The sequence below is a fragment of the Phyllobacterium trifolii genome (assembly GCF_014192095.1).
Taxonomy (GTDB): Bacteria; Pseudomonadota; Alphaproteobacteria; order Rhizobiales; family Rhizobiaceae; genus Phyllobacterium; species Phyllobacterium trifolii.
This window is the reverse complement of the sequence record NZ_JACHXN010000005.1, coordinates 1-14971: the sequence shown is the minus strand read 5'-3', so window position 1 is coordinate 14971 and position 14971 is coordinate 1. Positions and strand designations below refer to the sequence as shown.

General features: G+C 57.2%; 11 protein-coding genes and 1 pseudogene. 4 read left to right on the top strand and 8 right to left on the bottom strand.

Annotated elements, in window-relative coordinates; all coding sequences use genetic code 11:
- The first annotated feature begins 34 nt into the window (after positions 1 to 34).
- Together FHS21_RS08925 and FHS21_RS08920 are read left to right on the top strand one after the other, a co-directional pair.
- On the top strand, positions 35 to 979 hold the full coding sequence (locus FHS21_RS08925) for an acetamidase/formamidase family protein (protein WP_183661700.1): 945 nt from the start codon (positions 35 to 37) through the stop codon (positions 977 to 979).
- Positions 976 to 2658 (top strand): ABC transporter ATP-binding protein, encoded by a 1683-nt coding sequence (locus FHS21_RS08920; RefSeq protein WP_183661697.1) that lies wholly within the window; start codon positions 976 to 978, stop codon positions 2656 to 2658. Before FHS21_RS08925 ends, FHS21_RS08920 begins: the two co-directional genes overlap by 4 nt.
- A gap of 167 nt (positions 2659 to 2825) precedes the next feature.
- Here FHS21_RS08920 and FHS21_RS08915 read toward each other — a convergent pair whose 3' ends face one another.
- The 7 genes and pseudogenes from FHS21_RS08915 to FHS21_RS08885 form a co-directional block, all read right to left on the bottom strand.
- Complete coding sequence (locus tag FHS21_RS08915; RefSeq protein ID WP_112524656.1) at positions 2826 to 4685, bottom strand: ABC transporter ATP-binding protein; 1860 nt, start codon at positions 4683 to 4685, stop codon at positions 2826 to 2828.
- A 6-nt stretch (positions 4686 to 4691) separates the two neighbouring features.
- Positions 4692 to 6479: a gamma-glutamyltransferase family protein gene (locus tag FHS21_RS08910; RefSeq protein WP_112524653.1), complete on the bottom strand. Its 1788-nt coding sequence runs from the start codon at positions 6477 to 6479 to the stop codon at positions 4692 to 4694.
- Positions 6480 to 6501: 22 nt separating this feature from the next.
- Entirely contained in the window at positions 6502 to 7380 is an 879-nt protein-coding gene (locus FHS21_RS08905) for an ABC transporter permease (RefSeq protein ID WP_183661696.1), read from the bottom strand.
- Positions 7377 to 8324, bottom strand: coding sequence for an ABC transporter permease (locus FHS21_RS08900; RefSeq protein ID WP_112524646.1), 948 nt, complete (start codon positions 8322 to 8324; stop codon positions 7377 to 7379). The genes FHS21_RS08905 and FHS21_RS08900 overlap by 4 nt, the downstream gene beginning before the upstream one ends.
- 70 nt (positions 8325 to 8394) lie before the next feature.
- Positions 8395 to 9903 carry an ABC transporter substrate-binding protein gene (locus tag FHS21_RS08895; protein ID WP_112524643.1) on the bottom strand — a complete coding sequence of 503 codons (1509 nt, stop codon included), beginning with the start codon at positions 9901 to 9903 and terminating at the stop codon, positions 8395 to 8397.
- 104 nt (positions 9904 to 10007) lie between these two features.
- Positions 10008 to 10739: a FadR/GntR family transcriptional regulator gene (locus tag FHS21_RS08890; RefSeq protein WP_183661694.1), complete on the bottom strand. Its 732-nt coding sequence runs from the start codon at positions 10737 to 10739 to the stop codon at positions 10008 to 10010.
- A gap of 264 nt (positions 10740 to 11003) precedes the next feature.
- Positions 11004 to 11991 (bottom strand): annotated as a pseudogene (locus tag FHS21_RS08885) (MBL fold metallo-hydrolase).
- 48 nt (positions 11992 to 12039) lie between these two features.
- Here FHS21_RS08885 and FHS21_RS08880 point away from each other — a divergent pair.
- Together FHS21_RS08880 and FHS21_RS08875 are read left to right on the top strand one after the other, a co-directional pair.
- Positions 12040 to 13020 (top strand): LysR family transcriptional regulator, encoded by a 981-nt coding sequence (locus FHS21_RS08880; protein ID WP_183661693.1) that lies wholly within the window; start codon positions 12040 to 12042, stop codon positions 13018 to 13020.
- A 205-nt stretch (positions 13021 to 13225) separates the two neighbouring features.
- Entirely contained in the window at positions 13226 to 14566 is a 1341-nt protein-coding gene (locus FHS21_RS08875; protein ID WP_246410955.1) for a carbohydrate porin, read from the top strand.
- A gap of 288 nt (positions 14567 to 14854) precedes the next feature.
- On the opposite strand, the gene FHS21_RS08870 is transcribed toward FHS21_RS08875, so the two are convergent.
- Complete coding sequence (locus FHS21_RS08870; protein ID WP_281386070.1) at positions 14855 to 14971, bottom strand: ATP-binding protein; 117 nt, start codon at positions 14969 to 14971, stop codon at positions 14855 to 14857.

Genomic DNA, 14971 nt, shown 5'->3' with positions numbered 1-14971 from the left:
CGGGGAATGATATTCAATTTTCTGGAGAGCTGCCATGTGCGTTGCCTGCACCCACACCATCCATCGTGCGAGACATCATTTCGGCTGGAACCGCGACTTCGAGCCTGCTCTTGTCGCCAAGGCCGGCGAGACAATCCATTTCGAATGTCTGGACTCCTCCGGTGGACAACTCGGCAAGGGTGCGACGCTTGAAACCCTTTCCAATCTCGACTTCGGCAAGATCAATCCTGTTACGGGTCCAGTCTACGTGGAGGGTGCCAAACCCGGTGATGCGCTGAAGGTCACACTCCGCCGCTTCGTGCCTTCAGGCGTCGGCTGGACGGCTAATATTCCGGGATTCGGCCTGCTTGCGGATCAGTTTGCAGAACCGGCTTTGCATATGTGGACCTACGACCCGGTCGCCATGACACCTTCGCTTTATGGTCCGGGCGGACGCGTTCCCCTGAAGCCCTTTGCCGGTACAATCGGTGTTGCTCCTGCGGAACCGGGATTGCACTCGGTGGTGCCACCGCGTCAGGTCGGTGGCAATATGGATATCCGCGATCTGACGGCGGGCGTAACGCTTTATCTTCCGGTGGAAGTCGAAGGCGCGCTGTTTTCCATTGGCGACACGCATGCGGCGCAGGGCGATGGCGAAGTTTGCGGCACGGCCATCGAAAGCCAAATGGAGGTCGAAGCCACTATCGAGCTCGTTAAGGACGCCCGGCTGAAAAGTCCAAGGTTTACGACGACAGAGCCGGTCACCCGCCATCTCGATGGTGCGGGCTATGAGGTGACGACAGGTGTTGGGCCTGATCTTATGACAGGCGCCCGCGAAAGCCTGATGCGTATGATCGATCTGCTTGGTGTTGAGCACGGCATGAGCCCGATCGACGCCTATCTGCTCTGCTCGGTCTGCGGCGATCTGCGGATCAGCGAAATCGTTGACGCACCCAACTGGGTGATTTCGTTCTACTTCCCGAGGATAGTGTTCGCGTGAAACTTGTTACACCAGTATCCGTGCCAGTTCTGTCAGTACGTGATCTGTGTGTGGATGCCCGCACGCCGGAAGGCAGGCGGCATGTTCTTAAGGACGTCAGTTTTGATCTCAATCCCGGCGAGACATTGTGTATTGCCGGAGAATCCGGGTCCGGCAAATCCGTAACATCCCTGTCGATCATGCAATTGCTGCCCAAGGCCTCGCTCCAAATCGCCTCGGGCAGCATCAAACTCGCCGACCGCGAATTGACCAACCTTTCAAACCGCGCGATGAGGAGCGTACGTGGCGGCGATATAGCCATGGTTTTTCAGGAACCGATGACGTCGCTCAATCCTGTGCTTTCAATCGGAACGCAACTCACCGAAGCGATCCGTGAGCATCAGGTAACCGAAGGTGGCAAGGCTGAAACGATAGCCAGGCAAATGCTCGACGCAGTCCACATCACCGAGCCCGGCCGCCGCCTGACGCAATATCCGCACGAACTCTCCGGCGGCATGCGCCAAAGGGTCATGATAGCGATGGCCCTTTCATGCAGACCGAAGGTCCTGATTGCCGACGAGCCGACGACAGCGCTCGATGTCACCGTACAGGCGCAGATCCTCAAACTGATGCGGGAATTGAAGCGAGAATTCGGAGCGTCGATCGTCCTGATCACCCATGATATGGGCGTGGTCGCCGAGATGGCTGACCGTGTTGCGATCATGCAGAACGGGCGGATCATTGAACAAGGCAGTGCCTTGACGGTCTTCGAGCGTCCGACGGAGCTCTACACGCGACAGTTGCTTGCCGCCGTCCCTCGTCTTGGTGCCCATGCGGGGACGGACGGACCACCTCGCGTCGGTTCTGAAGTTGCGCGCGGGGAGGTACCAGACCGTTCGCCAGTCCTCCTTGTGCGCAATCTCAACGTTGCTTATGGAAGTCCGACGCGTTGGCTGTTCAAGGGCAAGCCACCTGTTTCCGCTGTTACAGATGTATCATTCGAGCTTCGTCCGGGCGAAACGCTCGGGCTCGTCGGCGAAAGCGGCTCGGGTAAATCGACGACCGGCAAGGCCGTGCTCGGCCTGATCCCATTCACGGGTGATGTGGTGATCGATGGAAAGAATATTGGCGGGCTGAGCGCACGCCAGATGCAGCCCATCCGACGCTCGGCGCAGATGATCTTTCAGGACCCTTATGCTTCGCTGGACCCGCGTATGGCTGTGGGCGCTGCGATAGCGGAACCACTGATCATTCACGGTCTCGCCAACAAGGGCGAGCGAGACGATCGTATCGCCGAACTGCTCCGCCGTGTCGGCCTGCAGGCTGACGCCGCCAGCCGCTATCCACACGAGTTTTCCGGCGGTCAGCGCCAGCGCATCTGCATTGCGCGCGCTCTTGCCTTGGAGCCAAAGCTCATCGTTGCAGACGAGAGCGTGGCCGCGCTCGATGTTTCGGTGCGGGCTCGCGTTCTCGATCTGATGCTCGAATTGCAGGAAACGATGGGGTTGGCTTACCTCTTCATCTCGCATGACATGGCCGTGATTGAGCGTATGTCGCATAATGTCGCCGTCATGAGAGCAGGCCGGATAGTCGAGATGGGCACGCGGCGCGAGGTTTTTGAATCGCCAAAGGACGAATACACCCGCGCGCTGATGGCTGCCGTTCCCATTCCAGATCCGCGTGCCCGCAACATAATCTGATTGAACGATGCCGCTTGCGCCGCATTTGGAGCGCAGGACTTCCATGAAAGCTGCTGTTTTGAAGAATTGGGTTGTTTGCCCAATTTTCAAAACAGGAGATGACGACGCTATCGCGGCCGGCCTTGAAGCATACAATTCCGATTAGTTGGCTATCAACTTGCCTCTCGTCACCCGACTTGAACGAGGTGTCCATTCGACACCTCACAATATTTGCGGACCGGCGGCAAATAGTCGACGGACCGAACAGGGTTTTTCAGTTCATCGGTCGCAACGTCGCGCTTGATCGCGCGGCGCGCGGGATCGGGCACGGGCACCGCAGCCATCAGCTTTTTCGTATAGTCGTGCTGGGGATTTTCGAACACCGCGGCGCGCGGGCCAATTTCAACGATTTCGCCCAGATACATCACTGCGACGCGGTGGCTAACGCGCTCGACCACGGCCATATCGTGGGAAATGAACAGGAATGCCAGATTGAAGCTCTGTTGCAGATCGAGCAGCAGATTGACAACCTGCGCCTTGATAGAAACGTCGAGTGCCGACACGGATTCATCCGCAACGATAACCTTTGGATCAAGAGCGAGCGCACGCGCGATGGCGATACGTTGACGTTGGCCACCGGAGAACTCATGCGGATAGCGTTTCATCATATCCGCGGTCAAACCGACACGTTCGAGCAGGTCGACGGTTTTGTCCTGCGCTTGTTTCTTGGTTCCAAGCCTGTGGGCAATGAAGGGTTCGGCGATCGTTGCGCCGACACTCATGCGTGGATTGAGGCTGGCGAAAGGGTCCTGGAAGATCATCTGGATGCTCTTGCGCATATTGCGCAGGCTGGCCTGGTCCAGAGTGAGTACATTGTAGCCGTCGAGGTAAACCTCGCCGCTGTCGGGTTGCACAAGCCGGGTGATCGAGCGGCCGGTTGTGGATTTTCCGCAGCCGGACTCGCCGACGAGGGACAGGGTTTCGCCCTGAAACAGATCGAAGGAGACGTTTTCCACTGCGTGGATGGCGCCGGACTTGCGCCCGAACAAGCCGGAGCGGATATCGAAGCGCGTGGTGAGGTTCTTGACTTCGAGGATTGGTGTCTTGCGCTTGTCGACTGTATCGGAGACTTCGGTCGGGACGGTGGATACGCCCGTGGTAACATCGACGATCGGAAACCGCAGCGGCCAACGCCTGTCCTTCATCGAACCGAGGCGCGGTACGGCGGAAAGCAGGGCACGAGTATACGGGTGTTTGCCGCGATGGAAAATGTCGTCGGTTGGGCCGCTTTCGACCGCCTCACCGCGATACATAACGATTGTGCGGTCGGAAATCTCCGCGACTACGCCCATATCATGGGTGATGAAGAGAACGGCCATGCCTTCCTCTTCCTGCAAAACCTTGATCAGATCGAGAATCTGGCCCTGAATTGTCACATCCAGTGCAGTTGTAGGCTCATCGGCAATGAGAAGTTTTGGCCGGCTGGCGAGGGCCATGGCGATCATCACACGCTGGCGCATACCGCCGGAAAACTGGTGCGGATATTCGTCGAACCGTGATGAGGCGTTGGGGATGCGCACTTTTTCAAGGAGCCGTATCGTCTCGGCACGTGCGTCGGCTTGCGACAGATTGCTGTGGCAGGTCAAAGCTTCCGATATCTGCCGGCCGATGGTGAAGATGGGGTTGAGACTGGTCATCGGTTCCTGAAAGATCATCGACGCGTCATTGCCGCGCACATCGCGCATCTGCTTGTCGGTGAGCGACAGGAGATCCTTGCCGCTCAGCATGATCTTGCCAGTAATGCGGCTCGCACCCTTGGCGAGGAGCCGCATGATGGAGAGAGAGGTGACGCTCTTGCCCGAACCGGATTCGCCAACGATGGCAACAGTCTCGCCGGGCATGACGTCAAACGACACGTTGCGCACCACGTTTTTCCAATCACCATCAACGCTGAACGACGTGGACAGTCCTTCAACTGACAGGACAGGCTTGGGCCTGGCAACGTTGGTAGTCTTCTCCGGTACGGTGGCTGCTAAGGTGTTCGTCATCGTCGGCTACCGTCCTACTGCATAGGCTTGCATCAATCTGGGTGTAGCTGCAGCGCGTAGTAAACCGTCTGCATCGCGCTTGGCGGCGGTCATACGCCCCACCGTCCAGGGATCGGCCACGGTGATTTCGTGACCCTTCTGGCGCAGTGCGTCGAGTACGTCCGCTCCGACACCGGCTTCAACGGTAATGTTGCCCGGCTGACTGGTGCGGGGATAGAAGCTGCTGGGAAAATGTGTCGTATGGAACAGCGGCTGGTCGATCGCCGCCTGAAGGTTCATTCCGTGGTGGACATGGCGCAGGAAGAACGGAAGCTGCCATTGATCCTGCTGGTCGCCGCCGGGCGTGCCAAATGCCATGGCTGGTCGGCGCTCAAAGAGCGCAATCGTCGGGGTGAGGGTGGTGCGCGGTCGCTTGCCCGGAGCAAGCGACGTCGGCAAACCCTCGCTCAGCCAAAACATCTGGGCGCGGGAGTTGAGGCAAAAGCCGAGGCCGGGAATAGTGGGCGACGATTGCAACCAGCCGCCGGATGGCGTGACGGACACCATGTTCCCCTCGTGGTCGATGACATCGATATGGACCGTATCGCCCCGCTTTTCCGATAGATGCGCCATCGTCGGCTCGTAGACGGGCCCTTTTGTCGAACCCATGCCACCCAGCATGGCCATTGTCAGATCATATTGTCTTTCGAAGCCCGCGATTCTGCCAGGCCGAAGTTTCATGGAGGCTTCTGCGGATATCAGCTTGCGACGTTCATCGTTGTAGGTGTCAGACAGGAGATGCCGCATCGGAACATCGCAGAACGCCGGATCGCCGTAATAGACTTCCCGGTCGGCGTACCCAAGCTTCATGGCTTCTGTCACCGTATGGATGAAGTCGGCGCCGTTCGGATCCATGGACGCGAGATCGAAACCCTTCAGAAGGGCGAGCGACTGCAGGAGCACCGGACCCTGGCCCCATGGGCCTGTCTTGGCGATGGTCCAGCCGTGATAGTCGTAAGTTTGGGGTTGTTCGACGCTCGCCTTCCAATTCGCCATATCGTCGGCCGTAAGCACGGCCTTGTGCCGGTTGCCGCTTGCATCCATGACCTCGGCGTTTTTCAGGTAATCGGCAATCTTTTCGGCAACGAAACCGCGATAGAAGGCATTGCGCGCCGCGTCGATCTGGTCTTCGCGATTTTTCCTGGTTTCGGCTTCGGCAATGATGCGCTTCCAGGTTTCGGCAAGGACTGGATTCCTGAAATTGGAATAAGGCTCGGGTGCACTGCCGCCAGGCAACCAGGTTTCAAAGGATGTCGGCCACTCCTTGCGAAAGAACTCGCTCAATCCATTGATGGTGGCCGCCACACGCGGAAGAACGGGGTGACCGTTTGCGGCATAGTAGATAGCCGGCTCAAGAACATCGCGGACGGAAAGCGTGCCATAGTCGCGGAGCATGAGCATCCAGCCGTCGAATGATCCGGGAATAACAGTGGCCAACAGGCCATCACCGGGGATGAGGTCAAGTCCTTCACCCTTGTAGTGGTCAATCGTAGCACCCGCGGGGGCCGGTCCCTGCGCGCAAATGACCTCGACCTCGTCCTTTTTCTTCGAATAGATGATGGCCGGCATGTCGCCACCGGGGCCATTCAAATGTGGTTCGACGATCTGGAGTGCGAAACCTGTTGCAACGGCAGCGTCGAATGCGTTGCCACCCTTTTCCAGAATGCTCATCCCGACGGCGGAAGCGATCCAGTGCGTTGAGGTGACGACGCCGAATGTCCCCAGGATTTCGGGCCGAGTCGTAAATGCAGTCATAGGAAGTTTCCTTTTTGAATATTCATGCTTCGCGCGGATCGAGGGCGTCGCGCAAACCGTCACCAAGAAGATTGAAGCCGATAACGACCAGGAAGATTGCCGCACCCGGCCACATTGCCATCCATGGGGCTTGCGACAGGAAGTTTTTGGCCACGTTGAGCATCGAGCCCCAGCTCGGAGCAGGGGGTTGCTGCCCTAGGCCTAGAAACGACAGGCTGGCCTCGGCGATGATTGCGGTCGCGATTGTCAGGCTTGCCTGAACCAGAAGCGGCGAGAAGACATTCGGCAGGATGTAACGTGTAATGATCTGGTAGTGACCGAGACCGATGGACCGGGCGCCCTCCACATAGTCTTCTGTTTTCACGCTGAGGACCTGACCGCGGGTCAAACGCACGAAAAGCGGCATCGCCGACAGACCGATCGCAATCATCGCATTGAACAGGCTCGGCCCAAGAAAGGCAGCGAGCGCGATCGCCATAATGAGAAATGGCATAGCGAGGAAGGCCTCGGTGACGCGGGAAATGATCATATCGACCCACCCACCGAAATAGCCGGATATCAGGCCGAGAGGAACGCCAATGGCCACTGCGATACCGACCGAGAAGACGCCTGCCATCAGCGATGCCCGGGCACCCCAGATCATGCGGGAGAGAATGTCGCGGCCGATGTCATCTGTCCCTAGCCAATGTGCCGCCGATGGCGCCTTGCGGATTGCCGACCAGCTTGTGGCCATGGGATCGGCGATAGGCAGCAGCGGCGCAATGACGGCAAGAGTCACGAAAAAGATAATGATGACCAGCCCCACAACGGCGCTTTTGTTGGCCTTGAGCTTTCTCCAGGCACGATTGCCGGAACGCACGTGCTGGGGGGCTATCTGCAGGGTTTGTTGCAGCTTCGTCATAGCGCAGCCCTCATTCTGGGATTGAGCAGGACGTAGAGCACATCAGCGACAAGATTCATCAGGATGAAGCCGATCGCCGTACACAGAACAACGCCCTGGACCACCGCATAATCGCGGTTGAAAACAGCATCGACGATGAGCTTGCCAAAGCCTGGAATGGTGAAAATTTGCTCCGTAAGGACCGCGCCTGCAAGCAGCTCTCCGAAGAGGAGGGCGGTGAGCGTGACGATCGGCAGAAGCGCATTGCGAAAACTGTGCTGCAGGATGACTGCCTTTTCCGAAACGCCCTTGGCTCTCGCCGTGCGAATGTAGTCGGAACGTAATACGCTGAGCATGGATGACCGCGTATGCCGCATCAGGGTTGCCGCAAGCGCCAGCCCTAGAACGAAGGCAGGCATGATCATTGTTTGCAGGGACCGTACCGGATTGTCGAAAAACGGCTCATAACCCGAGGCAGGAAGCCAGCCAAGTTTAACCGAGACAAGTAGGATGAGCATGATCCCCATCCAGAAATTCGGCACCGATAGACCTGATAGCGCAACGATATTGGCGATGTAGTCGATCCATGTGTTCTTCTTGACGGCCGCCAGGATGCCGATGGGAACGCCGATGGCGAGCGCGAATGTCATTGCCATGATCGCAAGCTGGATCGTGACCGGGAGTTTCTCCGCAATCAATGAAAGCACCGGCTGGTTGGTCCGCAGGGAAATGCCGAAATCACCCTGGACCACTGCGCCAACCCAATAGAAATACTGATAGACCACGGGATCGTTCAGACGATACTTGTCACGCAGGAATTCGATCACCTGCGGGTCCCGCTCCTCACCCGCCATCGCCAGGATTGGATCGCCTGGCAGAAGCTTTTGCAGGGAGAACGCAAAGATCGATATGATGATCAAGGTCGGTATGGCGAGCAACAGCCGCTTTCCGATGTAAGTGTACATGGCTTGCAATCCTGACGTGTTGATCGGCATTCAAGCGAGGCTGCAAGTCGCTACAGCCTTACCGATTTGACTAGCCGCTCTTCTTCACGCCCTGCAGGCGGATCATTCCGTCCGGGTAGGGCACAAAGCCTGTTACGCCCTTCTTGAACGCCCAGATGTAGGACTGATGGCCGAGATAGATGACCGGCAGATCGTCGTTCAGGATCTTGGCAGCGGCGTCGTACTTTTGCTTGCGCACCGTATTGTCAGTCGATTTGCGGGCATCGTTGAGAAGAGCGTCCACTTCCGGATTGCAATATTTTACATCGTTGATGCCGCCCTTGCAGGTGACGAACTGATGCAGGTTGCCGTCCGGATCGACACGGCCGGACCAGTCGGAACGGCTGAGCTGGTAGTTGCCTGCGGTCTGCTCCGACAATAGCGTAGCGAATTCCGTTGCCTTCAGCGTGACATTGAAACCGGCTTCCGCGACCATCGACTGGATAATCTGCATCATCTGCATCGCAACCGGGTTGTTCGGTACCTGAAGCTCGATGTCGAGTTTCTCGTGCCCGGCTTCCTTCATCAGGGCCTTGGCTTTTTCGAGATCGCGAGCTGGCACCGGTATATCCTTGTCGAACCAGGGGCTGTTAGGAGCATAGGGCTGGTTGCCAGCGACCGAGGTGCCTTCGTATACGACCTGGTTGACGGCATCACGGTCGATGGCGAGCGAAAATGCCTGCCGCAGCCTCTTGTCCTTGCCGAAGGGATTATCCGCACGCGGACCATTGGCGATATTGGCGTAAAGAGCCATGTAGCCGATGTTGATCGTATCGGCATAATTCAGGCTGGAATCGCTCTTGACCGCATCCAGATCACTCGCGGCCAGCCGTTCCAACATGTCGAGGTCGCCAGACTGCAGGTTCGCGAGGCGAACTGTCGTATCGGGAATCGGCAGGAAGGTGACCTTGTCGATGAAGATGTTGGCGGCGTTCCAGTATTGCGGGAACTTCTCGAGGACGATGCGATCCTGCTGGACGCGTTCGACGAACTTGAACGGCCCGGAACATATCGGCTTGTTGCCGAAATTCGCACCCATTTCCGCGGCGGCTTTTGGCGAAACCATCATGCCGGCGCGATCGGAAAGCTGGGCGAGAAGCGTCACGTCCGGACTGTTTAGCGTGAACCTGACCTGATAGTCACCGATCGCCTGGACCGTCTTGACGGAGGTGAGTTCGCTCTTGCGGCGGGATTCCGGCAGTGTTTTCGAACGTTCGATATTGGCAACGACAGCTGCCGCGTTGAACGGTGTGCCGTCATGGAACGTCACGCCCTGGCGCAGGTTCATGACAAGTTCCGTGCCATCTTCCGACCATTTCCAGTCGGTCGCAAGTTGCGGCACGATGTCGAGCTTCTGGTTGACATCGACAAGCTTGTCGCAGAGCGCTGTATAAACGATGCGACCAACGAAGGTTCGTGACTGAGCCGGGTCAAGGACATCGGCATCATCCTGGAGACCGATTTTCAACTCGGTGGCAAAGGCTGGAAACGCCAAAATCGCTCCCACCACAAGCGTCGCAATAAATCTTGCCGTTTTCATACGTTAAACTCCTCATTGTAAGCGGTTGCATGCGCTCGTTTGTTCCACATTGATGCCGATTGTTTTCTCGGTCTTTTGGTGACGGCGCCGTTGAAAGCGCGTTCCTATGATGCGTCGCTCAGAACACCCTTTCCCGCGGTGTCCATTGACGTCTGGCGGATCAACCGTTCTTGCAGCATCAGAAGATGCTGACGCATGGCTTCACCCGCTTTTGCTGGATCATGTGCAGCGATTGCATCGATGAGCATTGCGTGTTGAGCGTGAGAGACCGACAGGGTGTCGTTGGCGCTGCGCGCTTTTTCGCGAATAAGCCGCCAGGCCTCGTCCTGGCGAACTCTGTTGATCACATCGAAGATCGTCAGAAAGAACTGGTTACTGGCACTCTGGGCGATTTGCCGATGCAGGGCGCCGTCCCACAGCTCACGCGAATCGGAGTCATCGCTTTCGCGTATCTTCAGCGCGAGTTCCCGCATGCGGGTTATCTCATCCTTCTTGGCGCGCATTGCTGCAAGTTGTGCCAGCTGCGGCTCTATCCTGAGGCGGACCTCCATGATCTCCATGAAATTGGTACCGGCAACGATAGTTTCGACGTGATCGGCCCAGTCATCCTGCTCGGGGCCGGCATAGGTGCCTGAGCCTTGGCGACGCCAGATTTGACCCTCGGCTGCCAATACTTCCAGCGCACGCCGTATAGAACGCCGGCTCACTCTGAACATGAGCGCCAGCGCCCGTTCGGTGGGTAATTTTCCATCACTATCGAGTTGATCAGACGCCAAGAGACCACGCAGGCGCTCGAGCGCATAGTTTGAATTTTCCTGGGACTGATTAGTTGCCATGTGGGTAATGGTTCGAACCAATTGTGATATTGGTTCAGTCGAAGTTATTTTTAGAACTTCGTCAAGGTGTTTTTTGAGCATATTTGATTTTGCTCAATTTTTGTGCAGTCGAGCATTCCGATGAGCGGCGCATAGCTTGGCGCTTCTTGCGCCTTTGCATCTGCTGCAATCGCCGCGCCCGCGGCAGTCAGACCCATGCGCCCAGAAAGCGCCGTCGATCGATTGCCGTTTGAGTCACGAGAAAACCTCCAGTTCGATTTCTGGTCAAAACTGCCAGCCCGCCGGGACCCAGGCGTAACCCATGTCGGTCTTGAGCATTCGTCCCAGCCCTGGGAACGGATAATGAAACCCGAGAACGAGGAGCCTATCGGTCGCGGCCATATCGAATATGCGGCGGCGCGACGCGAGCGCGGTATCCTTGTCTCTATCAGGTCCGGGTCGCCATGGATGGTCGATGTTGACGACTGGGTGATAGGCAAGGTCCGCAGTGAGAAGCAGTTGGTCGCTACCTGAGTGGAGCAGGAAAGTTGCCATGCCCGGCGTATGCCCGGGCGCAGCTATCGTGGTGAGGCCCGGCACGATTTCCACACCTGCCTCGTAGAGCTCAATGTCCTTGGCGATCGGCTCGACACTACGTTTGATCGCCGCTGCAAACCGGTCGCGAAAGTCCCGCGTCACTGGCATGTAGGAGAGATCGGGATCGTTGCGCACAAAAAAAATCCCAATCTGCGCGGGGTGCATAGACGACGGCATTGGGAAATGCTTTTTTGCCTTCGGAATTGCGCAGATTGCCGACGTGATCAGGGTGCGTGTGAGACACCACGATCGTGTCGATATCGCCTGCACCGAGACCGACTGCGGCGAGATTGTCGAACACACGCCCCGCATTCGGTCCCATCGTAGCGCCGGCTCCCGCCTCAAGCAGTATTCGCCTACCGCCGACTTCAAGTAGCAGCGTGTTGAGTTGTAGGGTCATGTGATCGGTGGGCAGGAAAGCGCGACGAAGGACCTCCTGCAACTCGGCTTCCGGAGCATCGTTGGCATAGACCGTCGGTGGACCGCCAATCAGGCCATCGCTCAAAACTGTCGCCTTAATCTGCCCGACCTGGAATCGATAATATCCGATATTCCCGGCTTCCGATCTCTGCACCTGCGCATTGCCTGATCGGGCTGAACCTCCCAGCAGGAGAGCGGACGTTCCAGCAACCGCTGAAACCATGACCGTTCGTCGGTTCAATGTGAGTCGATCCATTGCTTTCCCTTTCAGTCGACAATCCGCATGTGCGGTTGAGGTATTTAGATGACCTCAAATCACTGCGCTGATAAGACGAGCAAATCTACTCAGCTTGATAAGGTAGGCTTCGCAATGGATCAATTTCGTTTGGATAGCCTGGATGTTTTCGCGGCGATCGTCAGATGCGGCGGATTCAGGGCGGCCGCCCTGGAGCGAGGTGTTTCATCATCGGCACTCAGCCAAACAATTAACGCTTTGGAAGAGGCGCTCGGCATCCGCCTGCTCAACAGGACAACAAGAAGCGTTGCGCCGACGGAGGCGGGAGTGCGTCTCCTGCAGCGCCTCGGTCCAGCTTTGACGGACATCCGTCTCGCAGTCGATGACCTTAACCAGTTGAAGGAAAATCCGTCCGGCACCCTTCGCATCAATGCGCCGGGCCCCGCAATCGATCACCTGCTCTGTCCGGCAATGTTCACCTTTATGGACACATACCCGGACATCAAGGTCGAACTTGTCAGCGAGGCAGCGGTCATCGACATCGTCGAGCGGGGCTTTGACGCGGGCGTTCGGTTCGGAAGGCAACTGGCACAAGATATGATTGCACTGCCGCTGGGACCATCGCTTCGATACGCGATCGTGGCGTCGCCGGATTATATTGCAAAGCATGGCCTGCCTCTGACCCCCAACGATCTCACTGGCCACAACTGCATTCGCCGACGATTTCCCGGCGGCACACTGGTATCCTGGAAATTTGAAAACGGCGGAGAAGCGCTGGATGTCTTGCCGGAGGGGCGATTCACGGTGAGTTCAGCACACAACGAACTGCAGGCCGCTGTCGCCGGATGCGGATTGGCCCATGTCTTCGAGGACTACGCCACACCCTACCTAACGAACGGCCGGTTGACGGAGGTTCTGAAGGACTGGAGCCCCCTTTTGCCAAGCTGGTATCTTTATTACCCGAGCAAAAGACACTCCAGCGCCGCCATGCGAGCATTGGTGAGTTTCTTGCGCTCCTACGATTGGAAGGCGCCCCGGATGCCGGCTTAATTGAACGGTCATAACCTGACCTACGCCTGACTCGCCTCGTGAGGACTCTCGTCAACTCAGACCAACGTAGAAATTACGGAAGACTCCTTTCATCATGCTAGCGCTAGTGACCGTGGGACGATTTACGGTATTTAGGAATGAGGTGGCGCTGCCGTCGATACCAGACGGAAAAGACAAGCCAATCGCGCACTGCACTGGAAAGGGTATGATGATTAGAAACCGCGCTCTTGTCCCAATTGTACTTGCGATGATCCTATCAGGAACCGGGGCGAAGGCGGCCGAGGAGGCTCCCCCGTCCTATTCGGAAACCACGCTCACGGGTGACTGGAACGATTATCGAAGTTGGCTCCGCGATAAGGGCGTCATCTTCACAATAACTCAAACCAGCGATTGGCTCGGCAACGTATCGGGCGGCGTGCGGACGGGGACAGCCTATGACGGCGTTTTCCAGTTGCAAGGCGATTTCGATATGGATCGGCTGACGGGCTGGACTGGCGGCAAGATCCATTTCTCGGGATATGCAATCCAAGGCGAAGGTCTGTCGAAGCGTGATCTCGGTAACCTGTTGACCGTGACATCGGTCGAGGCCGACAGCAGTGTCAGGCTAGGTGAATTCTACATCTCTCAGAGCCTGATGAAAGATTCCGTTACGCTTAAGATCGGGCAAATTCTGGCAGACCAGAATTTTGCGATCAGCAACACAGCAGGTCTTTTTGTGAACTCCACGTTCGGCTTTCCCGGCCTTTTTGCTGTCGACCTCCCCGAGGGAGGTCCAGCTTATCCCTTCGCCGCGCCGGGGGGACAAATCATTGTAAAGCCCGACGATGCACGGACACTCCAGGCTGCAGTTTTCAACGGCCGCCCGACAACCGATGCCAACGGGTTAGGTGTTTCGCTTGGCGATGGAGTTCTCGCCATTGCCGAGGCATCCTATGCTTATACCCCCGCCAAGGGTGATCCCGGCCTACCCGGCACATACAAGATTGGCATGTGGTACAATTCGGAAACGTTCGACAGTCTCTCCACCGCCTCGAACGGCATTTCACTCGCTAGCGCTGTGGCGAGCGGCAGCCCAATGCGACTCTCAGGAAATTATGCGATCTACGCTGTTGCTGACCAAACGCTCTGGCAGGAGCCCGGCAGCAGTGACAATGGTCTCAACGGATTTGTCCGCGTTGCGATCGCACCCGAGCAAGATCGTAACAGCATCTACTGGTACGTCGATATGGGTATGACTTACAAGGGGCTTTTGCCGGGACGTAACAACGATACCGCAGGGATCGGCTTCGCCTACGCGAAAATGAGCAACGGCGTGTCGAATCTAGCGAAAGCGGACATTGCGTTCAGCGGTATGTCGCAGCCCATTCCGGATTACGAGGCTGTGATTGAAGTCACATACCAGACGCAAGTTACGCAGTGGCTGGCTGTGCAGCCCTTCTTCCAATATATCATTCATCCGGGTGGCAATGCAGCCGATCCTAACAATCCTGGCTCGGCGATTGGGAATGCTGCCGTTTTCGGGCTGCGAACTGCCGTCACTTTCTGAAAAAACTCCGATCTGGGGCGGTATTGCAGTCAGTTCCATCTGACCCTCCCTTCCTGGCGAAAGGTGCACAGTGATCCCCAGATGAACGATAAATCAAATTTTCGCGCCTTGTGGAGCGCGTCGCTTGGCACAGTGAGGAAATCTCAACCGCAGGACGGGCACGGAGTGCCGACGTGGAGCCGAATAGTTCCACGCGCATGCCGACAGATGCGAAAAGATTGCCCAGTGCCTGTCGCAAGTGCACGTCGTCGTCAACGATAAAGACGATCGGCGTTGTGAGTTCGGCCATCATCCGACCTCCCTGTTGAATGGAATGGTGAATTCGAACGTGGTGCCTGCTCCCGGTTCGGAACTTGCACTGATGCTCCCGCCGTGCGCGGTCAAAATCGAACGACATATTGACAA